Raw genomic sequence first — 26,104 nt, 5'->3', positions numbered from 1 at the left:
CGCCGTCACCCAGGGCAGGCTCCCGGTACGGCGGCGCGCTATCGTTCAAGAGCCCACGTCACCCCGTCATTGAGGAAGCATCCACGGCGCCGACCCCAGGCACCCCGGTCACGCGAAGTCGTAGCCGAGCCGGACGGTCACCGTGAGGGACTGGCGGCCGGGACTGATGGAGGCGCTGGTCTCGGCCACCGCGGCCATGGCGACGGGCTGGGGGCCGCCGCCCCTGACGTCCTCACTCACCGAGACCACCCGGCCCAGCGGGCGCCCGGCCAGCTCGGCGTAGTGGGCGGCCTTGGCGGCGGCGTCGCGGAAGGCCCGGGTACGCGCCTCCCTCAGGACGCCCGACGGGTCCGACACCTCGAACGCCAGGCCGTTCAGCCGGGCCTCCTCCCCCACCCCGGCGACCGTGTCGATGACGTGGTCGGCCCTGGACAGGTCGCGGACGATCACCTCCACCCCCTGGACCGCCCGGTAGGCGGCCACCTTCGGGTAGACCTCGTACTCGGGGCCCAGCGACAGCTCCACCGTGCGCACGTCCTGCGCGGCGATGCCCTCCCGGGCCAGGGCCTCGGCCAGCCGGGCGGCGGCGGCCCGGACGGCGGTGAAGGAATCCGCGGCGGAGGCCCGGCGGACCTCGACGCCCGCGTGCAGTCGGAGGATGTCGGGTGCGGCCAGGACGGCGCCCTCGCCGACGACGGTGATGTCCACGCCTACTCCCTCGAACGGGTCCCGCATCGATCCTAGAACGCTCGGCGTCATCCCGCCCGGCCGATGCCCGGCGCGTCCAGGACGGCCTCCGCGATCGCCCCGGGATTTTCGAGCTGGATCTGGTGCCCGCATTCCGGCAGGCGTATGAGCGTGGCGGACAGGGCCCCGGCCAGCCGCGCGTGGCCCAGGTCCCGCCCGCCGGCGCTGATCACGGTGACCGGTACGCCGGGGAACTGCGTCTCCTCCCGCACCCGCAGCAGGTCGGCGACCATGTCGCGGCGGGCCAGCCACTCCCCCGCCGCCGCGGCGAGCACCTTGCCCGTGCGGTAGACGCCGTACGGGTCGGGCACGCCGACGAGCAGCCGGTGGGCGGCGGGCCCGGCGAGGCGGGCCACGGCGGTCGCGCCCCACGTGCCGCCCAGGGCGGGCAGCCACTGGCCGGCGGTCCTGGCCGGCGCGGACGGCTTGCGCTCCGTGACCGGCGCCGGATCCACCAGGACGAGCTTGGCCACGCGCAGCGGGTGCAGCCTGGCGAACGCCTCCGCGTGCCAGCAGGCCACGCCGTGGGCGACGACGGTCACCTGCTCGGGATGGGACGGGGCCAGCGCGGCCAGGCGGGCCACCTCGGTGTACAGGGTGGGCGGGGCGGTCGCGTGCGGGCTGAGGCCGAGACCGCAGCGGTCGAAGCGGATGACGTGACGGGTCCCGGCCAGCAGCCCGGCCACCGCGCCCCAGTGGAACCAGGCGCCCCCGAGCTCGGCGGTGATCAGCACGACGGGCCCGGCGCCCTGCTCGACCACGTGCGGCCCGGCGTATCCGCCGTCGTGATCGACCGCCTCCGCCGTGATCGGCGGGACGGGCGGGTCGTCGGTGATGAGCAGGTGGACGGCCACGTACACCAGCCAGACCGCGAACAGCGTGAGCTGCGCCCGGTGGGCGAGCCCCACCCCGTGCCGGTCGGCGAGCGCGGCGGCGGTGAGCAGCGTGGCCGCCAGCCCCAGCCACGTGAACAGCCACGACACCCACGACCGCCAGCGCGCGCTGAGCAGCACCATCGCGGCCAGCAGGGCGGCCGTGCCCAGCGCCCCGGCCAGTTGGTGCACGTGGTGCACGGACGACACGACCCGCCGCCCGCAGTACGGGTCGCTCAGCGTGGCGCAGTCCAGCGGGAACAGCCCGGCCGCGAACGTGAACACCCCGAACGCCGCCAGCGCCAGCCAGGCCTGCCACTCGCGCGCCACCCTCGGCACGAGCGCCACCCCGGCCGCGCAGGCCAGCCCCGCCAGCGCGTCGCTGGTGCGGAACAGCCGCGTCCACGGCTGGTCGCGGGCGGCCAGCTCGCTGACGTACCCGTCGGTCCTGTCGACCTCCGGCGTGGTGAACTGGCCGGTGATCCACGCACTGCCCAGCACGGCCGCCACGATGAACGCGGAAGCCGCGAGGACGTACAACCTTCGCTCCACGTGATCATTAGATCACCCAGGGTGTCCGGTCAGAGGCCGGGCGCGCCCCAGACCGGGAACCATCGGCCGAGATCCTTCTCCAGCGGCAGCTCGCCTTCGAGAGCGCCCCTGACCTGCAGTTCGAGCGCGTTGTCCCGCCTCTGGGCGGCGAGCGGGGCGAACGGGTAGAAGGTCCCGCGTTTGTAGAGGTACACGACGGCCAGCCGGCGGCCGTCGCCTTCGGACCGGAACGACACCAGCGAGCACAGCAGCGACAGCCCGAACCCGGCCGACTCCAGCGACGAGTTGACGGCGTGCAGCTCGGTGACCAGGTCGCCGAGCGCGTCGGGCTCGCGGCGCACCAGGAGCCAGGTGTAGCCGTAGGAGTCGCGCGACTCCTCGACGCGCTCGCCGAGCAGCTCCTTGACGTCGCGTTCCAGCGTGGCGAAGGCCCCGCCCTCCGCGGCCCTGAAGGCCACCGAGCCGAGGCCCGTGGGCACCAGCCCGGTCGCGGCCTGCAGCGTCACGGCCGCCGACGGCAGCGCGAACAGCGCGTCGAGGTTGGGCTTGACCGGCTTCGACCGGCCGAGCAGGGCGTCCAGCCAGCCCATGCCGAGGCTCAGCCCCTTCCGAGCTGCCGGGAGATGTCCGACAGCTGTGCCAGCCGCCGTTCGAGCGGCGGGTGGGTGGAGAACAGGTTCGCCAGCGTCTGGCCCGGGGCCGCCGCCGGGGCGAAGTAGAAGGCGTTGAACGGCGCCGCCTCGCGCAGGTCCTGGGTCGGGATCCTGGCCATGTCGCCGGTGATCTTGACCAGCGCGCTCGCCAGGGCCGAAGGGCGCTGGGTGAGCAGGGCCCCGGCGCGGTCGGCCGCCAGCTCGCGGTAGCGCGACAGGGCGCGGGTGAGCAGGAAGCTGATCGCGTACACGATGACGGAGACGAGCAGGATGATCAGCCCGACGGGCACCCCGCCCTGGTTGCCGTTGCGGCGGCCCCCCAGCCCCGCGTAGAGGGCGAACCTGGTCATGAGCCCCGCCACGATGCCCAGGAACGAGGCGATCGTCATGACGGCGACGTCGCGGTGGGCGACGTGCGACAACTCGTGCGAGAGAACCCCTTCGAGCTCCTGGGGCTCCAGGCGGCGCAGAATGCCGGTCGTCACGCAGACGACAGCCTTCTTCTGGTTGCGGCCGGTGGCGAACGCGTTGGGGACGTCGGAATCCGCGATCGCCACCCGAGGCTTGGGCATGTCCGCGAGCGCGCACAGCCGGTCGATCATGCCGTGCAGCTCGGGGGCCTCCTGTGGCGAGACCTCCCGCCCGTGCATCGCGAACAGCGCGATGCGGTCGGACAGGAAGTACTGCACGAACAGCAGGCCCCCGGCTATCACCAGCACGCTCAGCGCCCGGACGCCCAGGACGATCAGGACGCCGATGAACACGACATAGAGCAGCCCGAGCAGGAACATCGTCACGACCATGCGGGTGGTCAGCCCGCGGTCGGACGCGAACCGCGTACCCACGGCTCAGCCCGGGATGAGGCCCTGGTCGCCCAGCATCTCCCGGACCTCCTCGATCGAGGCGTCCGCGGGGGGAAGGATCAGCTCTGACGGCTCAAGGCTGTCGTCGGGAAGCGCCTTGCCCACCTGGCGCACCTTGTCGAGCAACGCGTGCAGCTTCGTACGGAAGATCGGCTCGTCGCCGACCTCGATGGCCGCCTCGAGCTCGGTGTCGAGCTCGTTGAGCACCGCGATGTCGTCGGCGGAGATCTGTACCTGGCCTTCGCCCATGATCCTGACAATCATGCCGGCTCCCCAGGCTGACGGAGCTGCTGGGTCCCGCCGTGCTGCTGCGGCTGCGCCTGAGGCTGGGGCTGCTGCTGCGGCTGGCCCTGCTCGATGGCGCTCTTGGGCGCGGGGCCCTGGCCCAGCTCGGCCTTCATCCTGGCCAGCTCCAGCTCGACGTCCATGCCGCCGCCCATGCGGTCGAGCTCGGCCTGGATGTCGTCGCCGCGGCTGCCGGTGTAGTCGTCGAGCGCGCCGCTGGCCAGCAGCTCGTCGATCGCGCCGGCGCGGGCCTGCATCTGCGCCGTCTTGTCCTCGGCGCGCTGGATCGCCAGGCCGACGTCGCCCATCTCCTCGGAGATGCCGGAGAAGGCCTCGTTGATCCGGGTCTGCGCCTCGGCGGCGGTGTAGGTGGCCTTGATCGTCTCCTTCTTCGTACGGAAGGCGTCGACCTTGGCCTGCAGCCGCTGGGAAGCCGTGGTGAGCTTCTCCTCCTCGGCCTGCAGGTTGTCGTGCTGCAGCTTCAGGTCGGCCATCTGCGTCTGCAGATTGGAGCGACGCTGCAGCGCCTCGCGGGCGAGGTCCTCGCGCCCGACGGACAGCGCCTTGCGGCCCTGCTCCTCAAGGCGCTGGGCCTGCTTCTCGAGGCCGGTTACCTGGAGCTCGACCCGCTTACGCGACGTGGCGACGTCGGCCACACCCCGGCGCACCTTCTGCAGCAGCTCGAGCTGCCGCTGATAGGAGTAGTCAAGGGTCTCGCGCGGATCCTCCATCTTGTCCAAGGCCTTGTTGGCCTTGGACTTGAAGATCATCGAAAGTCTCTTCATCACGCTCATGCGCGTCGGCCGTCCCCTTCTAGGTCGTGCTGGTGTTCACCCAATGCAGCGCAGCCGCCTTGGGATTACCCTACGCATAACGCACGAGGGCGTCACTAAGTTGCAGTCCAGGTAGGGTTGACGTCGTGTTGCGACGCCGTTCCCAAACCTCCGTGGACGACACCCCCGTCCCCGATGACGATCCTAAGCCCCAGGGTAAAGGTCGTCCCACTCCCAAGCGCCGTGATCAGGAGAGCAAACGGCGCCAGCCGGTCCATGCACCGAAAGACCGCAAAGAGGCCTATCGGCAGATGCGGACCAAGCAGGCCGCCGAGCGCGACCGGGCCCGCCAGGGCATGCTCGCAGGTGACGAGCGGTATTTTCCTGCTCGTGACAAGGGCGCAGCGCGCAAGTTCGCGCGTGAGTGGGTCGATTCCCGGCGGCTGCCGAGCCAGTATTTCCTGCCGTTCTCGCTACTGATCCTGCTGGCGACGTGGATCCCGTGGCCCATGTCGATCCGCACCGCGGTGCTGGGATACACGGTCACCATCGGCTGGCCGATCATGATGATCGGCGTGCTGTTCACCTCCGTCTACGTGGCGTGGAAGGTGAAGCGCCTGGTGGCGGAGAAGCTGCCCCAGGAGAGCACCCGGGGCGTGGGCTTCTACGCGGCGATGCGGGCGCTGCAGATCCGCAAGCTGCGCTTCCCGCCGCCCGCGGTGCTGCCGGGCGGCAAGCCGGTGCCCAAGAAGTAGCCGCCCCCGGTTTCCCGGGACGGCTCGCTCACAGAGTGCTGGACCAGCGGAGCAGGCCGCCCTTGACCGTGGCCCGCGCCCCGAACATGGGGCGGCCCTTCTCCAGCGCGTCCGCCATGTCGCGCAGCATCGCGTGATACGAGGGCCAGATCGGTTCCGGCCCCACCATCGACGCCACCACGTGGCCGCTGTCCGCGTCGACCTCGATCAGGGTGCCGACGCGGATCAGCCGGCCGATCGGGTCGCCCCTGCCGACCCGCGCGGCGCAACTCTCCCGCCACTGGTCGCGGATCTCGCGCACGCCGAGCACGGGCTCCTCGCCGAAGCTGAAGCGGGCCGCGGGCGGGCCGGACATGCCGTTGTGGCGCAGCAGCGAGGCCCTCAGGTCGTCGGGGAACTCCAGGCCCGTCTGGGCCTCGGCGAGCGCGACGGTGCCGGCCCTGCCGGGGGCGCCCAGCGAGGCGTACGTCCGGGGCGCGTGCTCCCGCAGCCACCGCTCGATGCGCCGCCACTGCCGATTCACCGCCGCCCGTACGCGGGGGCTGATCGGGCGTACGGTCGCCTGACCGCTCAACATGCACGCGGCCGGGATGCCCGGAGGGGGCGCCGAGGCCGTGGTGGCCGGCGTGGGCACGACGGGCGTCGGTGTCGGCATGACGGGCGCCGACGTGGGCGTGACGGGCGTCGGTGTGGGCGCCGGGCTCTTTTCGTCGGCGCCCATCGCCACGGTCATGGCCGACTGCTCAGCCTGGTACACGGCCCACCGCACCTCGGCCACCGTCTGCGGCCCCGTGGGGATGAGGGCGGCGCCCAGTGCCAGCGCCACCACCCCCGCGATGGCGGCCCACGCCAGGCCCATCCGCGTGTGTGCGACAGCCTGCGGGGCCGGGGGCGCGGGCGGCTTGACGGGCATCCGGGCGCGGCGGCGCAGCCGTACCCCGATCGCGGTCAGGATGGCCGCCGTCAGCGCCAGCCGTACGAGCTTCAGCACGTCGCGCACCCTATCCCGAAACCAATCACCCCATGGACCGGGATTAAGGTCGGACCTATGGAATTCCGACACCTCGGTCGTAGCGGTCTCAAAGTCAGCGAGATCAGCTACGGAAACTGGCTCACCCACGGCTCCCAGGTCGAGGAGGACGCCGCCAAGCAGTGCGTGCAGGCGGCGCTCGACGAGGGCATCACCACGTTCGACACCGCGGACGTCTATGCGGCGACGAAGGCCGAGGAGGTGCTCGGCCGCGCGCTGAAGGGCGTGCGAAGGGAGTCGCTGGAGATCTTCACCAAGGTCTACTGGCCGACCGGCCCCGGCCAGAACGACCGCGGCCTGTCACGCAAGCACATCACCGAGTCCATCAACGGCTCGCTGCGCCGCCTGCAGACCGACTACGTCGACCTGTACCAGGCGCACCGGTTCGACTACGAGACGCCGCTGGAGGAGACGCTCAAGACGTTCGACGACCTCGTACGCCAGGGCAAGGTCCTCTACATCGGCGTCAGCGAGTGGAGCGCCGACCAGATCGCCCAGGCGCTGAAGATCGCCGACGAGATGGGCTTCGACCGGATCGTCTCGAACCAGCCCCAGTACTCGATGCTGTGGCGGATCATCGAGGGCGAGATCGTGCCGCTGAGCGAGAAGGAGGGCATCGGCCAGATCGTCTGGTCCCCCATCGGCCAGGGCGTGCTCACGGGCAAGTACCTGCCCGGGCAGCAGCCGCCGGAGGGCTCCCGGGCCACCGACGGCAGCGGCAGCGCCATGATCGCCCGGTTCATGAACGACGACGTGCTGACCCGCGTCCAGGAGCTCAAGCCGATCGCCGCCGACCTCGGGCTGAGCATGGCGCAGCTGGCCGTCGCGTGGGTGCTGCAGAACCCGAACGTCTCCAGCGCCATCGTCGGGGCCAGCCGCCCCGAGCAGGTGCGTGACAACGTCAAGGCCGCGGGCGTGAAACTGGACGCCGACGTGCTCAAGCGGATCGACGACGTTCTGGACCCGGTCGTGGAGCGCGACCCGGCCAAGACGCAGAGCCCGCGCACCCGCCCGTAACCCGTCCCCACCCGAGAAACAGCCCCTTGAGCCACAATGGCGCTCAAGGGGCTTTTCATTTACCGCAGATCACTCCTGGCGCAATGACAAACCCGTGTACTCCACGCGGTCCTCTTCGAGCAAGGCCACCTGCTCAACTCCCGATTCGAGCAGGTCACGCCAGTTCTCGCCAAGCCAGGACTCCGCGTCCGCCTGACTCGGAAAAACTTCTCGCGGCAAAGGGCGATCCGTTACCTCACCACCATTTGCATTTTCATAACGCCACCGCCATGTCATGCCATACGCTCCTTTTCCGCGGGTTCGCCGGCGCACCCTCCGCAGGCACTGGAACCCTACTCCCGAGCTTGGAGGTCAATCGATGCTGCGCGCGTATCGTGTTGCGGCCGGGGTCGCTCTCGGGGCGGCCGCCTTCCTCTCGCTCCCCTCCTCCGCTCTCGCCGACCCCGGGGTCCCGCGGACGTGGAGCGCGTGGCAGAGCGACGGGACGGCCTGGCTGGCCGTGACGGCCGACGTCGCCCCGCCGGACGGCTCCGTCATCGGATGGCGCTTCTCCGTGGCCCCGGACGGGGCCAGGGGCGAGTCGCCCGGCGGGGACCTGCCGTCGTTCGAGGCGGTGTGCGGCCGGGACGCGGCCGGGTCCGGGCACAAGCGCGTGGTGGTCGCGGTGGACTTCGGCGACGGGGAGGCCGACGCCTATCCCGGCGAGCGGACGCCCGGCCAGAGCGCGCCGAAGTGCGTCGCGGGCGCCGAGGACGCCACCGCCGCCCAGCTGCTCGCCTCCACCGCCAAGGTCCGGGTGAACGCCCGGGGGGCCGTCGTGGCGGTCGCGGACTATCCGTTCAGGGAGAGGGGCGGCACCGAGCTGGCGGCCGCCGCCGCGTCCGCCGCGCCGTCCGGGAGCGGCCTGCCGATCACGCTGGTCGCGGCCGGCGCGGGCGCGGTCGCCCTGCTGGCGGGCGGCGCCGTGGCGGCCACCCGCCGCCGCTCCAGGACCCGCGTCTGACCTGGAACGTTCCATCCGCCCGGCCGGCCCAGGACGCTACGCTCGGCGCGGTGAAAATCCTTGTCTCCGGTACGGCGGGCGGCGCGGGATGGCCGGAACCCGGCTGCCGGTGCGCCTCCTGCGCCGGGCTCCCGTCCGGCCGCCGACGCCCGTTCGAGCTGGTCGTGGACGGCGTGGCCCGCTTCCCCTTCGACGATCCGCCGAGCGGCTACCGGGCCTGCGCGGGCGGGCTGGGGCTGGCCGGCCCCGACGGCTCCCGGCTGCTCTGCCTCCCACGGGGCCGGCCGGTGCCGGTGGACGGGCCCGCCAGGTACGACGTGGTGCTGATCGACCTGCTCGACCGGCCCGAGCGGCTCGGGGAGCTGCGGCGGGCGGGGCTGGCGGACGACCGGACCGCGGTGGTGGCCGTCGGGCTGGACCACCGGGTCCGCTCGGAGGAGGAGCTGGCCGGGCGCCTGCGGCTGTGGGGCGCGTCGGCCGTTCCCGACGGGACGGTGCTGGAGACCGGCCGGGCGCTCCCCGGGACGGCCATCGGGATGCGACCCGGCGACGGTGGCGTGACGGCGCCGTGGCGGACGCTGCTGCTGGGCGGGTCGCGGTCGGGGAAGTCGGCCGAGGCCGAGCTGCGGCTGGCCGCCGAGCCGTACGTCACCTATGTGGCCACCGGCCCGAGCGGCGCGGGGGACGGCGAGTGGGCGGCCCGCGTGCGGGCGCACCGGGAGCGGCGGCCCGCGCACTGGGCCACCGTCGAGACCGCGGACCTCGTCTCGGCCATCGGGCGGGCCACCGCGCCGCTGCTGATCGACGGGCTCGGGACGTGGCTGACGGCGGTGTTCGACGAGCACGGGGCCTGGGAGGGCGACCGCGCGCCCGTCCGCGAACGCTGCGACGAGCTCGTGGCCGCCTGGCGGCAGACGCCCGCGCGCCTCGTGGCGGTCTCCGACGAGGTGGGGATGGGTGTGGTGCCCGCCACGCCCAGCGGGCGGGCCTTCCGGGACGCGCTCGGCCGTCTCAACGAACGCCTCGCCGCCGAGTCCGAGTACGTGGCCCTGGTGGTGGCGGGGCGCCTGCTGGAGCTGTGACCGCTACGGGCGGACGGCGCGGGCGTACCAGCGGCCGTCGAGCCGGTCCACGTGGAGGGGGCGGCCGAAGCACTCCGAGAGGTTGTCCGGGGTGAGCACCTCCTCCACCGGCCCCGCGGCCAGCACCCGGGCGTCGCGCATGAGCATCGCGTGGGAGGTCGTCGCCGGCACCTCCTCCAGGTGGTGCGTCACCGTCACGGTGGTCAGGACGGGCCGGGTCGTGGCCAGGTCCTCGACGGCGGTGATGAGGTCCTCCCTGGCCGGCAGGTCGAGCCCCGCGAACGGCTCGTCGAGCAACAGCACCGCCGGGTCCGCCATGAGCGCCCTGGCCACCCTGATCCTGGCCCGCTCCCCCTGCGAGCACACGCGGAACGGCCGGTCCGCCAGGTCCTTGCACCCCAGGTCGGCCAGCAGCCGGTGGGCCCGGTCGCGCTCGCCTTCGCCGTACCTGTCCCACAGAGGAACGCTCGTCCCCGTGTGCCCGGTGAGCACCACGGTGTGTGCGGTCGCGCCCTCCTCCTCCATCAGCTCCTCGTCGATCAGCCGCTGGCTGGCCGCGACCAGGCCGATGTGGCGGCGCAGCTCCCGCACGTCCACCCGGCCGAGCTTGTGGCCGAGCACCTTGACCGCGCCCTCGCTGGGATGCCGGACGGCGCCCGCCAGGGAGAGCAGCGTCGTCTTGCCCGCGCCGTTGGGGCCGAGGATCACCCAGTGATCGCCGTAGTCCACCTGCCAATCGACGCCGTCCAGCAGCGCCTTGCCGACAACTCGGACACCTACGCCTTCGAGTTCAACCACGTGCATCCCGCCACACTAGTGGGCCTACGATCGTCCGATATGCGCCTTCCGCATGGCCTGTCATTGGCGATCGGCACTCTCAGCGTCTTCCCGGTACGGGTCGAGCGGGTGGATCGGGAGGTCGCGGGGCGGGCGATGACGCTGGCCCCGCTGGTCGGGCTCGCGCTCGGGCTGGTCGCCGGGCTGCCGTTGTTCCTGCCCGGGCCGCCGCTGCTGGGGGCGGCGCTGGCGGTCGGGCTGCTGGCCGTGCTGAGCCGGGGGCTGCACCTGGACGGGCTCGCCGACCTGGCGGACGGGCTGGGCAGCGGCAAGCCGGCCGCTCAGGCGCTCGACATCATGAAAAAGTCGGACATTGGGCCGTTCGGCGTGATGACGCTGGTGCTGACGCTGATCGTCCAGGTCGCCGCCGCGGCCGGAGCCGGGTACGCGGCGCTGGTGACGGCCTGCGTGGCCGGGCGGCTGGCGCTGACCTGGGCCTGCCGGGAGGGTGTCCCGGCCGCCAGACCCGACGGGCTCGGCGCGATGGTCGCGGGCACGGTACGCCGCCCCGCCTCTTTGCTCGTCACCCTGGCCGCCCTCCTCGGCACCGCCGCCGTCTGCCTGGGCCTCGCCGGGGAGCCCGTGTTGCCGCTCGGCCTGGTCGCCGGGCTCGGCGCCGCCCTGCTGCTGCTCGGGCACGCGCGGCGGCGCCTCGGCGGGATCACCGGTGACGTGCTGGGGGCGCTGGTCGAGACGGCCACGGCCACCACGTTGGCGGTGTGCGCGATCCTCGGCTGAGCGCCCCCGAGATCAGGCCAGAGATCAGGCCAGAGATCAGGAGGGTGAGGAGACCGGCTGCGGCACGCGTACCGGATAGAAGCGGAGCAGGGCCGCGCCGACGACCGCCATGAGGGCCCAGCCCACCAGGCCGGTCAGGCCGACCAGGACCTCGTTGGGCGGCGCGGCGGCGTCGCCGAGCAGCAGGACGGACTGGGCGACGGCGTTCAGCGAGCCGTGGGCCACGACGGCCGGCCACACGCTGCCCGTGCGCAGCCGCAGCCACCCGATCAGCACCCCGAACAGGACGCAGAACCCCACGAAGAACAGCGCCGCCCAGGAGCTGAGCCGCGCGTAGTTGTAGCCCAGGAGGGTGAGGGGGGCGTGCCAGAGGCCCCAGATGACGCCGGTGTAGACCAGCCCGAGGAGCATGCCGTTGGTGGAGACGAGCCGGGGCAGCAGCCAGCCCCGCCAGCCCCACTCCTCCCCGAGCGCGGGGATCGCGTTCAGCACGGGCCCGGCGACCACAGCGACCACGAGCTGCAGCACGACCGCCGTGGTGAGGCTCTCGGGCACGCCCACGCCCTGGGCCCGCAGCGCCGCCCTGAACAGGCTGAACTGGTCGAGGTCCAGCGAGAACAGCCCGAGGGCGGCGCTGAGGACCGCCGCCAGGAGCAGCAGCAGCGGCACCCCGAGCCAGGCCGTCAGGATGAGAACGCCGGTGCGCCCCTTGCGCTCGCCCAGCGTGAGCCCGGTCTGCCTGGCCCATTCGCGGAACGGCGTGCGCGTGACCGCCCAGACGCCGAGCACCCCCACCGACGGGGTGAACATCATCAGCGTGGCCAGCGGCCGCAGCAGTGGCGAGCCGATCCCGCCGGCGAACCAGAGGGGCAGCGCCGCCGCCCACGACAGCCCGAAGGCCAGGACGACGAAGATGAGGAGAGGTCGTTTCATAGCTCCACTCGCTCTGCGATGAGGGCGTTGATGAGGGATGCGCCGCGTTCGGCGTCGTCGATGCTGATCGCGAGCCGGCCGCCGGAGCGGTAGCGGATGACCAGGCACTCGCCGCCCCGCAGCATGATGGTCGAGCTGCCGGGCAGCCCGCGGATGCCCCAGCCTCCGACCTCGGCCGGATGGCGCGTCTCCGACCAGGCCGACTCGATCAGCGACAGGGGGATCCTGCGCGCCGGCCAGCCGAGCGGCCCGAACCGGACGGCGACCCGGCCGTCGCCGACCTGCACGGACACGGACGAGGTCAGCAACCCGGCCGCCAGCACGAGGACGAGCCCGGGCAGGACCGCCGCCGCCGGCCCGCCGGACACCAGACCGGTGACGTAGAGCAGGCCCAGCACCAGGGCGGCGGCCAGGGCGGCGACCGGGAGCAGCGTCAGCCACCGGTTGGCGGCGTGGCCGACCCACACGGTGCGCCGGCCGGGCCTGAGCCGCAGGAGGGGCGGGACCCGGTGGGCGGAATCCTGGTCGGGCGCGCCCCTGCGCAGATATCCCGCGAGGACGGCGACGCCGGTCCCGGCCGCGATGACCGCGAGGACCTGCCAGCCCGGCAGCCGGGCCGCGGCCCAGTCGGGCGCGTCGAGGTTGGCGAGCACGGTCGTGACGTTGACGCCGAGCGCGAGCGCGCCCAGGCCGAACAGCCCGCCCCACCACACCGTCCGGCTCGGCCTGCGGACCGTGGCCCGCTCGGCCGCGGCCAGCGCGACCAGCCAGAGCACCGCCCAGAGCAGGAACGTGACCACGATGTACGTGGTCAAGGACATCGAGCGGGAGGCCAGGCCGCCCAGGCCCCAGCGCGTGGCCAGGGGGTCGGGCAGCCGGTCGCGCAGCGCCAGCGGCAGCCCGATCTGCGCGGCGAGGATGAACAGCCCCCATATGACGGCGGTGATTCGGGGATTCACGGCAGGTCCTCCAGTATGGCGATGAGGTCGTCGCGGCCGTAGCCGTACTTGCGGGCCTCGTCCAGCAGCTCGCGCGCCCGCTGCGCGAGCAGGGCGCGACCGTCGGCGCGCCCCGCGACGCTGACCCCCCGGCCCCGCCTGAACTCCAGCAGCCCCTCGTCCCGCAGGTCGCGCAGCGCGCGCAGCACGGTGTTGGGGTTGATGCCGAGCACCTGGGCCAGGTCGCGGGCCGGCGGCAGGCGGTCGCCGGGCCGGTAGGAGCCTTCTCCGATGGCGCGGCGGATGGCGCTCGCCACCTGCTCGTGCAGGGGCCGGGCGTCGTTGAGATCGAGCGTCAGCAGCATGATGCTAATGACACTAGCACCATTCCGCATGACGCGCGATTGGTAGGATGAACCCCTGTTTGTGAGTACGCAGAAGACCTGGATAGCATCGGTTTACGTGACCACTGTGCGGCTGAACTCAGCAGATCCAGTCTCCATCGCCACCGACGCCTTGATCGTCGGCTTCAGGTCAGGACAGGACGGCCCGCGCGCCGCCACGGGCGCCGAGTCGCTCGAGGCCGCCTTCGGCGGCAAGCTCGCCGACTCCCTCCGCGCCGTCGCCTTCACCGGCAAGGCCGGCGAGGTGGCCAAGCTTCCCACGTTCGGCGCCATCGCCGCCCCGCTGCTGGTCGCGGTGGGTCTGGGCGACTCGCCCGACGCCGAAGGCCTGCGCCGCGCCGCCGGCGCCGCCGTACGGTCGCTCGCCGGCACCTCCAGCGCCGCGCTCGCCCTGCCCACCGGCACGCCCGAGGAGGCCGAGGCCGTCGCGCTCGGCGGCCTGCTCGGCGCGTACGCCTTCGCCCGTTACCGCACGAACGGCGAGCAGAAGGCCCCGGTCGCCGAGCTCACCGTGGTCTCGGGCCAGCCCGACGGCCTCGCCGAGCGCGCGGGCGTGCTGGCCGACTCGGTCGCCCTGGTCCGCGACCTGGTCAACACGCCTCCGTCCGACCTGTGGCCGGCCAAGTTCGCCGAGATCGCCGAGCAGGAGGGCAACAAGGCCGGGCTGAGCGTCGAGGTGCTCGACGACAAGCAGCTCAAGGACGGCGGCTACGGCGGCCTCATCGGCGTCGGCCAGGGCTCGGCCAACCCGCCGCGCCTGGTCCGCCTCTCCTACACCCACCCCGAGGCCCGCAAGCGGCTGGCGTTCGTGGGCAAGGGCATCACGTTCGACTCCGGCGGCCTGTCGCTCAAGCCGTCGGCCTCGATGGACTGGATGAAGTCCGACATGGGCGGCGCGGGCGCGGTGCTCGGCGCCATGATCGGCATCGCCCGGCTCGGCCTGCCGGTCAACGCCGTCGGCTACCTCTGCCTGGCCGAGAACCTGCCGAGCGGCACCGCCCAGCGCCCCTCCGACGTCATCCACAGCTACAGCGGCAAGACCGTCGAGGTGCTCGACACCGACGCCGAGGGCCGCCTGGTGCTCATGGACGGCATCGCCAGGGCCGCGCAGGACGAGCCCGACCTGATCGTCGACGTGGCCACGCTCACCGGCGCGCAGATCGTCGCGCTCGGCTGGCGCACGGCCGGCGTCATGGCCAACGACGACGCCGCCAGGGAGCTGGTCGTCGAGTCCGCGAAGGCGGCGGGCGAGGGCGCGTGGGGCATGCCGCTCCCGGAGGAGCTGCGCAAGGGCCTCGACTCGCCGATCGCCGACATCGCCAACCTCCAGCCGGAGCGATGGGGCAGCATGCTGGCGGCGGGCATCTTCCTGAAGGAATTCGTGCCCGACGGCGTGCGCTGGGCCCACATCGACATGGCCGGCCCCGCCTTCAACAAGGGCGAGCCGTACGGTTACACCCCGAAGGGCGGTACGGGTGCCATCACCCGTACCCTCATCGGACTCGCAGAGCGGCACGCGAGCATCTGAAACAAATGAAAAGATGACGGCATCACGAACACCCCGACAAGGAGCCTTCCTGTGGCCTATGACATCGTCGTCCTAGGTGGCGGCAGCGGCGGTTACGCCTGCGCGCTTCGGGCGGCTGAGCTGGGCAAGTCGGTCGCGCTGATCGAAAAGGACAAGATCGGCGGCACCTGCCTCCACAGGGGATGCATCCCCACGAAGGCCCTGCTGCACTCCGCCGAGGTCGCCGACGAGACCCGCGAGAGCGAGTCCTACGGCGTCAAGGCGCGCTTCGACGGCATCGACGTGCAGGGCGTGCACGCGTTCAAGGACAAGATCGTGACGCGGGCCTGGAAGGGCGTGCAGGGCCTGCTGAAGTCCGCGGGCGTGACGATCGTCGAGGGCGAGGGCCGCCTGGTCGGCCCCAACCGGATCCAGGTGGGCTCGGAGGTCGTCGAGGGCCGCAACCTCGTCCTGGCCACCGGCTCGGCGCCCAAGTCGCTGCCGGGCCTGGAGATCGACGGCGAGCGCGTCATCACCAGCGAGCACACCCTGAAGATGGGCCGCGTGCCCACGTCCGTCATCGTGCTGGGCGGCGGCGTGATCGGCGTCGAGCTGGCGAGCGTCTACCGCTCGTTCGGGGCCGAGGTCACGATCGTCGAGGCGCTGCCGCACCTGCTGCCGACCGAGGAGGAGTCCAGCTCCAAGCTGCTGGAGCGGGCCTTCCGCCGCCGCGGCATCAAGTACGAGCTGGGCGTCTTCTTCGACACCGCCAAGACCACCGAGACGGGTGTGGTCGTCACGCTGGCCAACGGCAAGACCCTCGACGCCGAGCTGCTGCTCGTCGCGGTCGGCCGCGGCGCGGTGTCGGCGGGCATGGGCTTCGAGGAGCAGGGCATCGCCATCGAGCGCGGCGCGGTCGTGGTCGACGAGCACTGCCGGACCTCCGTGCCCGGCGTCTACGCCATCGGCGACCTCATCCCGACCCTGCAGCTCGCCCACGCCGGGTTCGCGGAGGGGATCATGGTGGCCGAGCACATCGCCGGCCTCAACCCGCCGCCCATCGACTACGCGGGCGTGCCGCGCATCACCTACTCCGACCCCGAGGTGGCCTCGGTGGGGATCACGTCGGCGCAGGCGGCCGAGCGCGGCATCGAGATCGTCGAGCAGGTCTACGACCTCGCGGGAAACCCCAAGAGCCAGATCCTCGGCACCTCGGGCGCCGTGAAGGTCATCGCCCAGAAGGACGGCCCGGTCGTCGGTGTCCACATGGTGGGCCGGCGCATCGGCGAGCTCGTCACGGAGGGGCAGCTGATCTACAACTGGGAGGCGCTGCCCGCAGAGGTCGCCCAGCTCATCCACGCACACCCGACCCAGTCCGAGGCCATGGGTGAGGCGATGCTGGCCCTGGCCGGCAAGCCGCTGCACGTACACAACTAGTCCAAGCCCTCGAGATCAGAACGCGAGAGAAGAATAACGATGCCGGTCTCCGTACAAATGCCCCAGCTCGGCGAGAGCGTGACCGAGGGCACCGTAACCCGTTGGCTGAAGAAGGAGGGCGAGCGCGTCGAGGCCGACGAGCCGCTCCTCGAAGTGTCGACCGACAAGGTCGACACCGAGATCCCGTCGCCGGCCGCGGGTGTCCTCACGAAGATCGTCGTGGCTGAGGACGAGACGGTCGAGGTCGGGGCCGAGCTCGCCGTCATCGACGAGAAGGGCCAGGCGGCCGCCGCCGCCCCGGCGCCCGAGGCGGCGGCGCCCCCCGCGCCGGCTCCGCAGCCCGAGCCCGAGCCCGCCCCGGCTCCGCCGGTCTCCTCGATCCCGCAGCCGGCTCCCCCGCAGCCCGCTCCGGCGCCCGCCCCGGTCGCGGCCCCCGCTCCCGTCGCGCAGGCCGCTCCCCCGGTCGCGGAGCCCGCGCCGCTGCCGTCGGGTGAGAGCCCGTACGTGACGCCGCTGGTGCGCAAGCTGGCCAACGAGCACGGTGTCAACCTCGACGCGATCAACGGCACCGGCGTCGGCGGCCGCATCCGCAAGCAGGACGTGCTCGAGGCCGCCAAGGCCCAGCGCGAGAAGGCCGCCGCGGCCCAGGCCGCCCCCGTCGCGGCTCCGGCTCCGGCCGCCGCCCAGCCGGCGCCCGCCGCCGCTCCCGCCGCGCAGGCGCCGATCACCGCGGGTCCCGAGCCCGTGGAGGTCGACACGACGCTGCGGGGCCGCACAGAGAAGATGACGCGGCTGCGCCAGACGATGTCGAAGCGGCTGGTCGAGTCGCTGCAGACGGCCGCGCAGCTCACCACGGTGGTCGAGGTCGACGTCACCAAGATCGCGCGGCTGCGCGACCAGGCGAAGGCCGACTTCCTGCGCCGCGAGGGCGTGAAGCTGTCGTTCATGCCGTTCTTCGAGCTGGCCGCCATCGAGGCGCTCAAGCAGCACCCGAAGCTCAACGCGACGATCAACAACGAGACCATGGAGGTCACGTACTTCGACGTCGAGCACCTGGGCATCGCGGTCGACACCGAGCGCGGGCTGATCGCGGCGGTCATCAAGAACGCCGGCGACCTCAACCTCGCCGGGCTCGCCCGCAAGACGGCCGACCTGGCCGAGCGCACGCGCGCCAACAAGGTGACCCCGGACGAGATCACCGGCGGCACCTTCACGCTGACCAACACCGGCAGCCGTGGGGCCCTGTTCGACACGCCGATCCTCAACCAGCCGCAGGTCGGCATGCTGGGCACCGGCGCCGTCGTCAAGCGGCCCGTCGTGATCGACACGTCTGAGGGCGAGGTCATCGCGGTCCGGTCGATGGTCTACCTGGCGCTGACGTACGACCACCGTCTGGTGGACGGCGCGGACGCGGCCCGCTTCCTCACGACGGTCAAGCGCCGTCTCGAGGAGGGCCGCTTCGAGGCCCAGCTCGGCCTCGCCTGATCCTGGGCCTGACCCTGGGCCTGATCCTGGCGTTCGCGGCCGGGCGGCTCCCCTCCGGGGCCGCCCGGCCGTTTGCGTGCCCCGGGCCTGGCGCGGCTGGCGCGTCCGTGACGTGGGGCGGGCGTACTGTGGGGCTATGGCGATCATCGTGACGGGGGCGTCGGGGTTGCTCGGGTCGGCGCTGGTGCCGGCGTTGCGGGCCGAGGGGTGGGAGGTCGTCCGGCTCGTACGACGCCGCCCGCGCGAAGCCGACGAGGCCTTCTGGGATCCGGCCGAGCAGAAGATCGACCAGGCCGCGCTCGAAGGGGCGCAGGCGGTCGTGCACCTGGCGGGCGCGTCCGTGGGCGACCGGCGGTGGACCCCGGCGTACAAGCGGGAGCTCGTCGCCAGCCGGGTCCAGGGCACGAGGGTGCTCGTGGACGCGATCGGCGCGCTGTCCGGCAAGCCCGAGGTGCTCCTGTCCGCCTCCGGGGTCGACTTCTACGGCGACACCGGCGACCGGGTGATCGACGAGAGCCAGGGGAAGGGCAGCGGCTTCCTGGCGGATCTGTGCGGGCGCTGGGAGGGCGAGGCCAGACGGGCGGGCGAGGCCGGGGTCAGGGCCGCGCAGATGCGGACCGGGCTGGTGCTCAGCGAGAAGGGCGGGGCGCTCGGCCGGATGCTGCCGATCTTCAGGATCGGGCTGGGGGCGCCGCTCGGGTCGGGGAAGCAGTACTGGTCGTGGATCGCCGTGGACGACTGGGTCGGGGCCGCGGTGCATGTCTTGAAAAATCGTGACATTACAGGACCAGTCAATTTCACCTCGCCCTCGCCCGTGACCAACGCCGAATTCACCCGCACCCTCGGAAAAGCCCTGCGCAGGGGCACGGTGCCGATCCCGGTGCCCGGCTTCGCGCTGTCCGCGGGGCTCGGCGAGTTCGCCCGCGAGGCGCTGCTGCCCGGCCACCGCGTCGAGCCGAGGAAGCTGCTCGACAGCGGCTATGTGTTCGCCCATACCCGCCTCGACGAGGCGCTGAGCGCCGTACTGTAGTGAACCGTCCGTCTTCAACAGGTGGGAGAATCTTGACATGAGCCGGTCAGGACAGTCACACATCCTCGCCATCGGGGGCGGATCCTTCCGCCCGAGCAGGCGCTACAGCTTCCTCGAGGCCAGCGCGCTGCTGCGGTACGGCCTCGACCTGACCGGGCAGGACCGGCCGAAGCTGGGCCTGGTCGCCACCGCGGTGGGCGACTCGGACGACTGGATCCTGAAGATGTACGGCGCCTTCGCCGGGTGGGACGTCGAGTTGAGCCATCTCACCGTGTTCCCGATGCCCAATGTCGAGGATCCCCGGGCGTGGATGCTCGAACAGGACATGATCTACGTGAGCGGCGGCAGTGTGGCCAACCTGATGGCCCTGTGGCGGTTGCACGGTCTTGACGAGGCGTTCGAGGAGGCGTGGCGGGCCGGGGTGGTGCTTTCCGGCCAGAGCGCGGGCGCGCTGTGCTGGCATGTCGGCGGCAACACCGACTCCTTCGGGCCCGACCTGCGCGTGTGGGCCGAGGGGATGGCGCTGCTCCCCTATTCGTGCGGCGTCCACTACGACTCCGACCCGCAGCGCCGCCCGCTGCTGCAGGAGTCGGTGGCCGGCGGCGAGCTGCCGTCCGGATACGCCGCCGACGAGGGCGTGGGGCTCCACTACGTCGGCACGGAGTTCATCCAGGCGGTGACCGTCGAGCCGGGCGGCTACGCGTACCGGGTGGAGAGCGACGGGGCCGGCGGGGTCAAGGAGTTCAGGATCGAGCCTCGACTCCTTACCCCCTGATTACCCTTCGCGGGGGCGGGACCGGCACAATAGGCTCATGCGCCCCATCGACGGGGACGATCCCCACGCACTCGCCATCGTCCGTCTCGGCGTCGACGTCCCCTACGAGCAGGCCTGGTCGCTGCAGCGCTGGGTGCACGGCAAGCGGGTCGCCGGAGAGCTGAGCGACACCGTCCTGTTCCTGGAGCACGCGCCCGTCTACACCGCGGGCAAGCGCACCGCCCCGGACGAGCGTCCGGCCGACGGCACTCCGGTCGTCGACGTCGACCGGGGCGGCCGGCTGACCTGGCACGGGCCCGGGCAGCTGGTGGCCTACCCGATCGTCGGCATCACCGACGTCAACGCGTACGCCTGCCGCCTCGCGGAGGCCATGATCCAGATCTGCGCCGACTTCGGCGTTACGGCGAGACAGGTGCAGGGGCGCGGGGGTGTCTGGGCGGTCGGCGATCCCAGCCTGGGCCTGCCCGACCGCCAGCTCGGCGCGGTCGGGCTGCGCGTCGCCCGCGGCGTCACCATGCACGGCTTCTCGCTCAACTGCGCCAACGACCCCCGGTGGTTCAACCGCATCGCGCCGTGCGGCATCCCCGGCGTCGGCGTCTCCTCGCTGTCGGCGGAGACCGGCCGCCGCATCGTGGTGGAGGAGGTCATGCCGATCGCGGAGAAGCGACTGGCGGAGGCTCTCGGCATGGAGTCGTACGATCTCCACGAAGAGGACCTTCTCCGCAGATGACCCACGGCCTACGATCGGCCGTGTGAAGCGCGTCCTGGCTCTCTTACTCGCCCTTCTGGTCCACCTGCTGACGCTCGGCTTCGTCGCGCTGGGCGCGTGGGTGATCCTGGGGCACCCCGGCTCCCTGCTCGCGTGGCTGTTCGGCGGCGCGAGCCTGGCCATCGGGTGGGCGCTGCGGCCACGCCTGGGCGGCCTGCCCGCCGACGCCGAGGTGCTCGACCGCTCGTCGGCGTCCGAGCTGTACGGCGCCGCGGAGCGCGTGGCCGACCGGGTCGGCGTCCGGCGGCCGCGCAAGGTCGCCGTCATGGACCTGGACCCCGACACGCGCTACGACCGCGTGGGCCCGCTGCGTACCCCCATCTTGATGATCGGGCTGCCGCTGTGGCTGGCGCTGCCGCCCAAGCAGCGGGTCGCCCTGCTGGCCACGGCGTACGCGCGGGTGCCGACCGGCGACGAACTCGTCGTGAGCGGGGCGCTGTTCACCCTGGAGGCGTGGCGGGACGCGCTGATGGGGGCCGAGCCACTGCAGGTCAGGCAGGAGGCGCAGACCAAGATCGCGGCCTCCTCGCTGGGCGCGGTGGACCAGCCGGGGACCACGTACGAGGTGGCGGGGATGTTCGGCCGCGCGCTCGGGCGGCTGCTCGGCGGGCCCGTGCTCCTGGCCCGGTACGCGCTGACCCGGCTGGCCCGCGCCGGCGAGAGCCGTACCCTGGCCCGGCAGCGGCAGCTGGCCCGGCGGGCCGCCTCCGAACAGGACCTCGCCGAGCTCGACGGGCTGGCCGGCGGCGGCTACCTGGCGCCGATGCAGGCGGCGGCGCTGCGCGGCGAGAGCGTGGCGGCCATCAGGCAGGGCGCGCTGGCCCGCTCCAGGCTCACCGACGACGGCGTGCTCACCACTCCCCCGCACTCGGAGCTGCTCGGCACGCGTGAGTCCGAACGCGTCGACGACGAGTTGCTCGCCCACTACACGCGCGCGATCCGCGGCTTCGGCCTCATCTCCTGACCGTTCCTATGGACTGAGCGTGAGTGGCACGTGCTCAGCCGAACGCTCCGGACGGTGATGAGCGTTCTGGTCGCCCGCGTACGCGCCGCGTCCGGGCGGCACGGATCGTGTCCGTGGTCCGGGGATGCGGGGGCGGGGTCCCTCACGCCCCCAGGCTTCCGGTCCGGCCTGGACGGTCCGATGCCCCTGTCCATCGCTCCGGTGGGCAAGGGGCGGTGCCGTCCGTCGCCGGATCGGGTGCCCTTGGGCGCGTCTGCCGATCGCCACGGCAGCTGCGTCGTGGCGGGTGGTCGTGCGTTTTGTGGTGGTGAGGGGCTTTTGCCAGTGCTGGGCGCCCCATCGGGAGGTGTAGGCCGGGTCGGCGGCGATGATCGCGATACCCGTCTGGTCAGCCATCGAGGTGAGCCGGGCCCGGAGCCTGCTCGTGGGCATGTCGGAGATGAGCTTGCGGAAGCGTTTGCGGCGGCCGTGTTTCTCCCGGGTCTTGTCGGCTTCGAAGTCGAGGTCTTCGATGGCGATGGCGTTCACGCCGCAGGCCCTTGCCCAGTGCATTAGCCGGGTCAGGGCGTGGCGGATCTGGGCGTCGCGATGCTCGGCGTTGCCGGACAGGTCGTAGGTGAAGCGGCGGGGGTTGCCGATCGGGTTGCCGTGGGTGTCCAGGCGCCAGGCGGCCAGGTGGTCGGCGTTGGTGTCCACGCCGATTACGCCGTGGGCGAGTGCGGTAGCCATGGGCACGGTCGGGGCTTGAGGAATCTGCCAGGAGGCGGTGATGTACCAGCGTCCGCGTTGCGCGTCCAGGTGGATGCGGTAGGCCACGGCCCGGTTGGCCTCGATGCGATCCCGCCATTCCACCCCGCGGTGGGCGAAGGTCACCCGGCAGGTGAGCACGTAGCGGCCGTGCGGCGCGTTCGCATGGTGTGCCAGCGGCACGGGCAGCTTGATCGATACCTGGCCGTCGGGGGTGATGCGGATGGTCTGGTTGCCGTGACGTTTGCCGGACTCGCCGTCGGCGGCCAGGAACCAGCGCTCGGCCTGCCACCTGTTCCGCCACTCGGACTCGGTGAGTCCGGCGGCGTCCAGGTGGTGCCGGGTGCGGGCCAGGCGTTTGCCGCCCCGCACCACGCGGACCCGCCCGGCTTGGTGGTCAGCCTTCCGCCGCTTGAGCCGGTCTTGCAGGAGGTGCAGGCGGCGGGACTTGGCGAACCACTCCTGTCTGGAGCGGTAGCCGCCCGGCTCCTTGCGGGTTCCTTTCCTTCCGACGGGCAGGGACAGCCGACGGGTGATCGTGGCGATGGCGGCCTGAAGGTCGCGGATGTGGTCGGCCTGGCCGCGGCGGGCCAGCGCCCACTGATCGTGGGAGGTTTTGGTGATGGCCCCGGCCCAGCGCGCCGACGACTGCACCGTCAGCTCACGCTTGCGCGCCGCCCAGGTATCGGAACAGTGCCCCAGCCCATCGGCGCACCTGGTCTTCAGATCGGCGGAGGCCAGCGCGCCCAGATGCGCGCCGACCAGGCACAGCACCTGCTCGTCTGCGGGGGTGAGGTGCTTGAGCCGGTCACGGACGGCGACACCGGACGGGCCGGGCACCACGAAGGAGGAGGCGATCGGGCGCAGCTCAGCCATGCCGGAGGGTCTGCGGTGCGGCGCAGTCGGCGACTGATGGGAGGGCGGAGGCGCGGCGCACTGCCGATGCCGCTGGACGGCGGCCGAACAAGCACGGTCGCATGACGAGCATTCGCCCCCTCTCCAGCTTTCACGTTGCGTGGCCACAACGATACCAAGAGTTGAATCCGCCGGGTAGAACATATGCGCGGCAAGCGCCGGTGGACACGCACTGTGGCGATGGCGTAACCAGCGTCGCATCGAACACCAACAGCTCCGTACCCCCCGGCCAGGCCGCTTTTCCAGGAGACGTAAGCTGGGGACGTGACCGTTGCCCCTGAAGGCCGAAAGCTCCTCCGCCTGGAGGTGCGTAACGCCGAAACCCCTATCGAGCGCAAGCCCCCGTGGATCAAGACCAAGCTGAAGACGGGCCCCGAATACACCGAGCTGAAATCGCTCGTGCGCCGGGAGGGCCTGCACACGGTCTGTGAAGAGGCGGGCTGTCCCAATATCTACGAGTGCTGGGAAGACCGCGAGGCGACCTTCCTCATCGGCGGCGACCAGTGCACGCGCCGCTGCGACTTCTGCCAGATCGACACGGGCAAGCCGAAGGAGTACGACCGCGACGAGCCGCGCCGCGTGGCCGAGTCCGTGCAGCAGATGGGCCTGAAGTACGCGACCGTGACCGGCGTCGCCCGCGACGACCTGCCCGACGGCGGCGCCTGGCTCTACGCCGAGACGGCCCGCCAGATCCACGGGCTGCTGCCCGGGTGCGGCGTCGAGCTGCTGGTGCCCGACTTCAACGGCAACCGCGACCAGCTGGAGGAGGTCTTCTCCAGCCGGCCCGAGGTGTTCGCGCACAACGTCGAGACGGTGCCGCGGATCTTCAAGCGGATCCGTCCCGCGTTCCGCTACGAGCGGTCGCTCGCGGTGATCACGACGGCCCGCGAGGCCGGGCTGGTCACCAAGTCCAACCTGATCCTGGGCATGGGCGAGACGCGCGAGGAGGTCGTCGAGGCCATGCGCGACCTGCACGCGGCCGGCACCGACCTGCTGACCATCACCCAGTACCTGCGGCCCACGCCCCGGCACCACCCGGTGGAGCGGTGGGTGAAGCCCGAGGAGTTCGTGGAGCTGCAGGCGGAGGCCGAGGCCATCGGGTTCGCCGGTGTGCTCTCGGGGCCGCTCGTGCGCTCGTCGTACCGGGCGGGCCGCCTCTACAAGCAGGCCATCGAGGCTCGCCAGACGGCCTGACCTCCCAACCTTCGGCCCCGGGACCCGTACGGTCCCGGGGCCGCTCCATACCCGGCCACGCTCGTGACACCGCCACCGCAAAATCGTTCGAAGTCCTTTGACGGCTGGCTACTGTTCTCGGCATGCCGGAGTCTTTCGATCAACTGTCCTTCGACGGCCTTCCGCCGGGGTTGCGCTACATCGCCGGCTGGCTTGCTCCCGACGCCTGCGCGTCGTTGCTCTCATCCCTCGACGCCGCCGAGTGGTCCACACAACTGCGACGACGAGTGCAGCACTACGGCCACCGCTACGACTACGGCCGCCGAACTGTGGCGACGGATCCCCTGGTCGCCGCCGCTCCACCGATCCCGGGATGGGCACGACAGCAGGCCGTGCGCCTGGTCCGCGAAGGAGTCATGGACAGCGAGGCGAACCAAGTGATCATCAACGAGTACCAGCCGGGTCAGGGCATCAGCCCACACGTCGACTGCGTGCCCTGCTTCGGCCCGGTCGTCGCCGCGATCTCCCTGGGCTCCGCCTGCGTCATGGACTTCACCCATCCTGCGGACGGTACGAAGGTGGCGATATCGCTCGCCCCCGGCAGCCTGTGCGTCATGTCAGGACCTGCCCGATACACCTGGCGCCACAGCATCGCCGCACGCAAGAGCGACCCCACCACGGCAGGCCGCGTCCCGCGCACGCGGCGCGTGTCAGTGACCTTCCGCACGGTCAACGACCCGGCACCGTAACCGGACTCCCGGCTGCTGCTTCATGCGGCGCGTTAGCATGGCGGGCAGCCGACCCCCGGGAGCGGACATGGCGGTTCTGATCCGCACGAGCGACCTGCCCGCCAAGCGACGTCACGACGCCTGGCGGAGCATCGTGTGTGACACGCTCGGCCCGCTCGACTGCAGGATCGCCCCCGGCGCCCCGCTGCGGGGCGAGATCGTGACCGGCGGGCTGGGCTCGGTCACCGTCGGCCGGATCCGTACGTCCACGCCCCACAGCGTGCACCGCACCCCGGGCATGATCGACAGCGGCAGCCCCGAGATGTACCGCGTCGTGCTGGCCCTGGAGGGCAGCCCGCGGCTCTCCCAGGACGGGCGGGACGCGCAGCTCAGCCGTGGCGACTTCGCGATCTACGACTTCACCAGGCCCTACGAGCTGGCCTACGACTCGGCGGTGCGGCTCGCGCTGTTCAGCTTCCCGCGCGACCTGCTCGCGCTGCCGTCCGGCGCCGTGGACGCGCTCGCCGCCGTCCCCATCACCGCCGAGACCGGCGCCGCCGCGCTGGCCGTGCCGCTGCTGCGCCGGGTGGCCGAGGACATCGAGACGTACCGGCCGGGCAGCGCCGCCAGGCTGTCGGGCATCGTGACCGACCTGGTCAGCACCGCCGTCGCCGAACACGTCGAGCTGACGCGGGCATTACCGGAGGACTCCCGGCAGCGCGTGCTGCTGATGGAGATCCACGCCTTCATCGAGCAGCGGCTGGGCGACATCGGCCTCGACCCGGCCACGGTCGCCGCCGCGCACCACATCTCCGTGCGCTACCTGCACCGCCTGTTCGAGGCGGAGCACACCACGGTGGCCGCCTGGATCCGGCAGCGGCGGCTGGAGCGGTGCCGCGCGGACCTGGCCGCGGGCGGCACCCGGTCCGTGAGCGAGATCGGGGCCCGGTGGGGGCTGCCGGACTCGGCCCACTTCAGCAGGCTCTTCAAGAGCGCGTACGGGACGCCGCCCGCCGAATACCGGCGCCTGAACACCGTGCGCTGAACGTCAATCCGCCTGGCGCCCAGATCCAAGACCGGCACCCCCTTCGA

The 26,104-nt window shown here is 72.1% G+C and carries 28 protein-coding genes; 15 read left to right on the top strand and 13 right to left on the bottom strand.

The genetic code is table 11. The annotated features are described in order from the left end of the window. Positions 1-108: 108 nt before the first annotated feature. From AB0L65_RS38165 to AB0L65_RS38140, 6 genes are read right to left on the bottom strand one after another with little or no spacing between them, the layout of a single operon-like run. Entirely contained in the window at positions 109-708 is a 600-nt protein-coding gene (locus AB0L65_RS38165; protein ID WP_364255848.1) for an SIMPL domain-containing protein, read from the bottom strand. 47 nt (positions 709-755) lie between these two features. Then, positions 756-2,171: an alpha/beta fold hydrolase gene (locus AB0L65_RS38160; RefSeq protein WP_364255845.1), complete on the bottom strand. Its 1,416-nt coding sequence runs from the start codon at positions 2,169-2,171 to the stop codon at positions 756-758. A 29-nt stretch (positions 2,172-2,200) separates the two neighbouring features. Further along, complete coding sequence (locus AB0L65_RS38155) at positions 2,201-2,761, bottom strand: hypothetical protein (protein ID WP_364255842.1); 561 nt, start codon at positions 2,759-2,761, stop codon at positions 2,201-2,203. Between the two features lie 8 nt (positions 2,762-2,769). Beyond that, positions 2,770-3,669, bottom strand: coding sequence for a zinc metalloprotease HtpX (gene htpX / locus AB0L65_RS38150; protein ID WP_364255839.1), 900 nt, complete (start codon positions 3,667-3,669; stop codon positions 2,770-2,772). A gap of 3 nt (positions 3,670-3,672) precedes the next feature. Beyond that, positions 3,673-3,951 carry a hypothetical protein gene (locus tag AB0L65_RS38145; RefSeq protein ID WP_185072836.1) on the bottom strand — a complete coding sequence of 93 codons (279 nt, stop codon included), beginning with the start codon at positions 3,949-3,951 and terminating at the stop codon, positions 3,673-3,675. After that, a complete protein-coding gene (locus tag AB0L65_RS38140; RefSeq protein ID WP_350728863.1) occupies positions 3,948-4,766 on the bottom strand; it encodes a PspA/IM30 family protein in 819 nt (272 codons plus the stop codon). Before AB0L65_RS38140 ends, AB0L65_RS38145 begins: the two co-directional genes overlap by 4 nt. Before the next feature lie 125 nt (positions 4,767-4,891). Between AB0L65_RS38140 and AB0L65_RS38135 the strand changes: the two genes are divergently transcribed. Next, positions 4,892-5,500, top strand: coding sequence for a DUF3043 domain-containing protein (locus AB0L65_RS38135; RefSeq protein ID WP_364255836.1), 609 nt, complete (start codon positions 4,892-4,894; stop codon positions 5,498-5,500). 28 nt (positions 5,501-5,528) lie between these two features. Here the strand turns inward: AB0L65_RS38135 and AB0L65_RS38130 are convergent, their stop codons facing one another. Beyond that, on the bottom strand, positions 5,529-6,491 hold the full coding sequence (locus AB0L65_RS38130) for a hypothetical protein (RefSeq protein ID WP_364255833.1): 963 nt from the start codon (positions 6,489-6,491) through the stop codon (positions 5,529-5,531). Between the two features lie 57 nt (positions 6,492-6,548). Between AB0L65_RS38130 and AB0L65_RS38125 the strand changes: the two genes are divergently transcribed. Next, positions 6,549-7,547: an aldo/keto reductase family protein gene (locus AB0L65_RS38125; RefSeq protein ID WP_350728858.1), complete on the top strand. Its 999-nt coding sequence runs from the start codon at positions 6,549-6,551 to the stop codon at positions 7,545-7,547. A 69-nt stretch (positions 7,548-7,616) separates the two neighbouring features. Here AB0L65_RS38125 and AB0L65_RS38120 read toward each other — a convergent pair whose 3' ends face one another. Continuing rightward, positions 7,617-7,823, bottom strand: coding sequence for a hypothetical protein (locus tag AB0L65_RS38120; protein ID WP_185072832.1), 207 nt, complete (start codon positions 7,821-7,823; stop codon positions 7,617-7,619). An 82-nt stretch (positions 7,824-7,905) separates the two neighbouring features. Between AB0L65_RS38120 and AB0L65_RS38115 the strand changes: the two genes are divergently transcribed. Further along, the gene (locus tag AB0L65_RS38115) at positions 7,906-8,550 is read left to right on the top strand and encodes an SCO2322 family protein (protein ID WP_364255830.1); all 645 of its coding nucleotides are present in this window, start codon (positions 7,906-7,908) and stop codon (positions 8,548-8,550) included. 50 nt (positions 8,551-8,600) lie between these two features. After that, positions 8,601-9,632, top strand: a complete 1,032-nt coding sequence (locus tag AB0L65_RS38110) for a bifunctional adenosylcobinamide kinase/adenosylcobinamide-phosphate guanylyltransferase (RefSeq protein ID WP_364255827.1) — start codon at positions 8,601-8,603, stop codon at positions 9,630-9,632. A gap of 3 nt (positions 9,633-9,635) precedes the next feature. On the opposite strand, the gene AB0L65_RS38105 is transcribed toward AB0L65_RS38110, so the two are convergent. Next, on the bottom strand, positions 9,636-10,436 hold the full coding sequence (locus AB0L65_RS38105) for an ATP-binding cassette domain-containing protein (protein WP_364255824.1): 801 nt from the start codon (positions 10,434-10,436) through the stop codon (positions 9,636-9,638). A gap of 33 nt (positions 10,437-10,469) precedes the next feature. Here AB0L65_RS38105 and AB0L65_RS38100 point away from each other — a divergent pair, with 33 nt between their 5' ends. Next, positions 10,470-11,207, top strand: coding sequence for an adenosylcobinamide-GDP ribazoletransferase (locus AB0L65_RS38100; protein ID WP_364255821.1), 738 nt, complete (start codon positions 10,470-10,472; stop codon positions 11,205-11,207). Positions 11,208-11,243: 36 nt separating this feature from the next. Here the strand turns inward: AB0L65_RS38100 and AB0L65_RS38095 are convergent, their stop codons facing one another. The 3 genes from AB0L65_RS38095 to AB0L65_RS38085 are packed head-to-tail and all read right to left on the bottom strand — an operon-like array spanning position 11,244 to position 13,443. Then, entirely contained in the window at positions 11,244-12,140 is an 897-nt protein-coding gene (locus tag AB0L65_RS38095; RefSeq protein WP_364255819.1) for a CPBP family intramembrane glutamic endopeptidase, read from the bottom strand. After that, complete coding sequence (locus AB0L65_RS38090) at positions 12,137-13,099, bottom strand: hypothetical protein (RefSeq protein ID WP_364255816.1); 963 nt, start codon at positions 13,097-13,099, stop codon at positions 12,137-12,139. The genes AB0L65_RS38095 and AB0L65_RS38090 overlap by 4 nt, the downstream gene beginning before the upstream one ends. Further along, on the bottom strand, positions 13,096-13,443 hold the full coding sequence (locus AB0L65_RS38085; protein ID WP_355206098.1) for a GntR family transcriptional regulator: 348 nt from the start codon (positions 13,441-13,443) through the stop codon (positions 13,096-13,098). Before AB0L65_RS38085 ends, AB0L65_RS38090 begins: the two co-directional genes overlap by 4 nt. Positions 13,444-13,540: 97 nt before the next feature. Between AB0L65_RS38085 and AB0L65_RS38080 the strand changes: the two genes are divergently transcribed. The 7 genes from AB0L65_RS38080 to AB0L65_RS38050 all read left to right on the top strand — a co-directional run bounded on the left by AB0L65_RS38080 (position 13,541) and on the right by AB0L65_RS38050 (position 21,449). Continuing rightward, the gene (locus tag AB0L65_RS38080) at positions 13,541-15,010 is read left to right on the top strand and encodes a leucyl aminopeptidase (RefSeq protein ID WP_364255812.1); all 1,470 of its coding nucleotides are present in this window, start codon (positions 13,541-13,543) and stop codon (positions 15,008-15,010) included. 51 nt (positions 15,011-15,061) lie between these two features. Then, complete coding sequence (lpdA, locus tag AB0L65_RS38075; RefSeq protein ID WP_364255809.1) at positions 15,062-16,426, top strand: dihydrolipoyl dehydrogenase; 1,365 nt, start codon at positions 15,062-15,064, stop codon at positions 16,424-16,426. Positions 16,427-16,465: 39 nt separating this feature from the next. Then, entirely contained in the window at positions 16,466-17,911 is a 1,446-nt protein-coding gene (sucB, locus tag AB0L65_RS38070) for a 2-oxoglutarate dehydrogenase, E2 component, dihydrolipoamide succinyltransferase (RefSeq protein WP_364255807.1), read from the top strand. 136 nt (positions 17,912-18,047) lie between these two features. After that, a complete protein-coding gene (locus AB0L65_RS38065; RefSeq protein WP_364255804.1) occupies positions 18,048-18,941 on the top strand; it encodes a TIGR01777 family oxidoreductase in 894 nt (297 codons plus the stop codon). Between the two features lie 37 nt (positions 18,942-18,978). After that, entirely contained in the window at positions 18,979-19,716 is a 738-nt protein-coding gene (locus tag AB0L65_RS38060) for a peptidase E (protein ID WP_350728838.1), read from the top strand. A 37-nt stretch (positions 19,717-19,753) separates the two neighbouring features. Next, a complete protein-coding gene (gene lipB, locus AB0L65_RS38055) occupies positions 19,754-20,446 on the top strand; it encodes a lipoyl(octanoyl) transferase LipB (protein ID WP_364255801.1) in 693 nt (230 codons plus the stop codon). Between the two features lie 22 nt (positions 20,447-20,468). Further along, positions 20,469-21,449, top strand: coding sequence for a hypothetical protein (locus AB0L65_RS38050; RefSeq protein ID WP_364255798.1), 981 nt, complete (start codon positions 20,469-20,471; stop codon positions 21,447-21,449). Between the two features lie 6 nt (positions 21,450-21,455). Here AB0L65_RS38050 and AB0L65_RS38045 read toward each other — a convergent pair whose 3' ends face one another. Next, positions 21,456-23,072 (bottom strand): IS200/IS605 family accessory protein TnpB-related protein, encoded by a 1,617-nt coding sequence (locus AB0L65_RS38045; RefSeq protein WP_364255795.1) that lies wholly within the window; start codon positions 23,070-23,072, stop codon positions 21,456-21,458. Positions 23,073-23,375: 303 nt separating this feature from the next. Here AB0L65_RS38045 and lipA point away from each other — a divergent pair, with 303 nt between their 5' ends. From lipA to AB0L65_RS38030, 3 genes are all read left to right on the top strand, one after another. After that, positions 23,376-24,305 carry a lipoyl synthase gene (gene lipA / locus AB0L65_RS38040; protein ID WP_350728831.1) on the top strand — a complete coding sequence of 310 codons (930 nt, stop codon included), beginning with the start codon at positions 23,376-23,378 and terminating at the stop codon, positions 24,303-24,305. Positions 24,306-24,427: 122 nt separating this feature from the next. After that, positions 24,428-25,033 carry an alpha-ketoglutarate-dependent dioxygenase AlkB gene (locus AB0L65_RS38035; protein WP_364255792.1) on the top strand — a complete coding sequence of 202 codons (606 nt, stop codon included), beginning with the start codon at positions 24,428-24,430 and terminating at the stop codon, positions 25,031-25,033. A gap of 67 nt (positions 25,034-25,100) precedes the next feature. After that, a complete protein-coding gene (locus tag AB0L65_RS38030; protein ID WP_364255789.1) occupies positions 25,101-26,057 on the top strand; it encodes a helix-turn-helix domain-containing protein in 957 nt (318 codons plus the stop codon). Positions 26,058-26,104: the final 47 nt, after the last annotated feature.

The sequence above is a fragment of the Nonomuraea sp. NPDC052116 genome, from assembly GCF_040680035.1.
Taxonomy (GTDB): Bacteria; Actinomycetota; Actinomycetes; order Streptosporangiales; family Streptosporangiaceae; genus Nonomuraea; species Nonomuraea angiospora_A.
Note: the sequence above shows the minus strand (reverse complement) of the source record. Positions and strands in the feature narration are given on the sequence as shown.

Excerpts from the sequence above, each read along its gene's own strand:
- AB0L65_RS38155 (WP_364255842.1), bottom strand. The coding sequence starts at position 2,761 with ATGGGCTGGCTGGACGCCCTGCTCGGCCGGTCGAAGCCGGTCAAGCCC.
- AB0L65_RS38145 (WP_185072836.1), bottom strand. The coding sequence starts at position 3,951 with ATGATTGTCAGGATCATGGGCGAAGGCCAGGTACAGATCTCCGCCGAC.
- AB0L65_RS38140 (WP_350728863.1), bottom strand. The coding sequence starts at position 4,766 with ATGAGCGTGATGAAGAGACTTTCGATGATCTTCAAGTCCAAGGCCAAC.
- AB0L65_RS38125 (WP_350728858.1), top strand. The coding sequence starts at position 6,549 with ATGGAATTCCGACACCTCGGTCGTAGCGGTCTCAAAGTCAGCGAGATC.
- AB0L65_RS38120 (WP_185072832.1), bottom strand. The coding sequence starts at position 7,823 with ATGACATGGCGGTGGCGTTATGAAAATGCAAATGGTGGTGAGGTAACG.
- AB0L65_RS38115 (WP_364255830.1), top strand. The coding sequence starts at position 7,906 with ATGCTGCGCGCGTATCGTGTTGCGGCCGGGGTCGCTCTCGGGGCGGCC.
- AB0L65_RS38105 (WP_364255824.1), bottom strand. The coding sequence starts at position 10,436 with ATGCACGTGGTTGAACTCGAAGGCGTAGGTGTCCGAGTTGTCGGCAAG.
- AB0L65_RS38100 (WP_364255821.1), top strand. The coding sequence starts at position 10,470 with ATGCGCCTTCCGCATGGCCTGTCATTGGCGATCGGCACTCTCAGCGTC.
- AB0L65_RS38095 (WP_364255819.1), bottom strand. The coding sequence starts at position 12,140 with ATGAAACGACCTCTCCTCATCTTCGTCGTCCTGGCCTTCGGGCTGTCG.
- AB0L65_RS38085 (WP_355206098.1), bottom strand. The coding sequence starts at position 13,443 with ATGCTGCTGACGCTCGATCTCAACGACGCCCGGCCCCTGCACGAGCAG.
- sucB (WP_364255807.1), top strand. The coding sequence starts at position 16,466 with ATGCCGGTCTCCGTACAAATGCCCCAGCTCGGCGAGAGCGTGACCGAG.
- AB0L65_RS38065 (WP_364255804.1), top strand. The coding sequence starts at position 18,048 with ATGGCGATCATCGTGACGGGGGCGTCGGGGTTGCTCGGGTCGGCGCTG.
- AB0L65_RS38060 (WP_350728838.1), top strand. The coding sequence starts at position 18,979 with ATGAGCCGGTCAGGACAGTCACACATCCTCGCCATCGGGGGCGGATCC.
- lipB (WP_364255801.1), top strand. The coding sequence starts at position 19,754 with ATGCGCCCCATCGACGGGGACGATCCCCACGCACTCGCCATCGTCCGT.
- AB0L65_RS38045 (WP_364255795.1), bottom strand. The coding sequence starts at position 23,072 with ATGGCTGAGCTGCGCCCGATCGCCTCCTCCTTCGTGGTGCCCGGCCCG.
- AB0L65_RS38035 (WP_364255792.1), top strand. The coding sequence starts at position 24,428 with ATGCCGGAGTCTTTCGATCAACTGTCCTTCGACGGCCTTCCGCCGGGG.
- AB0L65_RS38030 (WP_364255789.1), top strand. The coding sequence starts at position 25,101 with ATGGCGGTTCTGATCCGCACGAGCGACCTGCCCGCCAAGCGACGTCAC.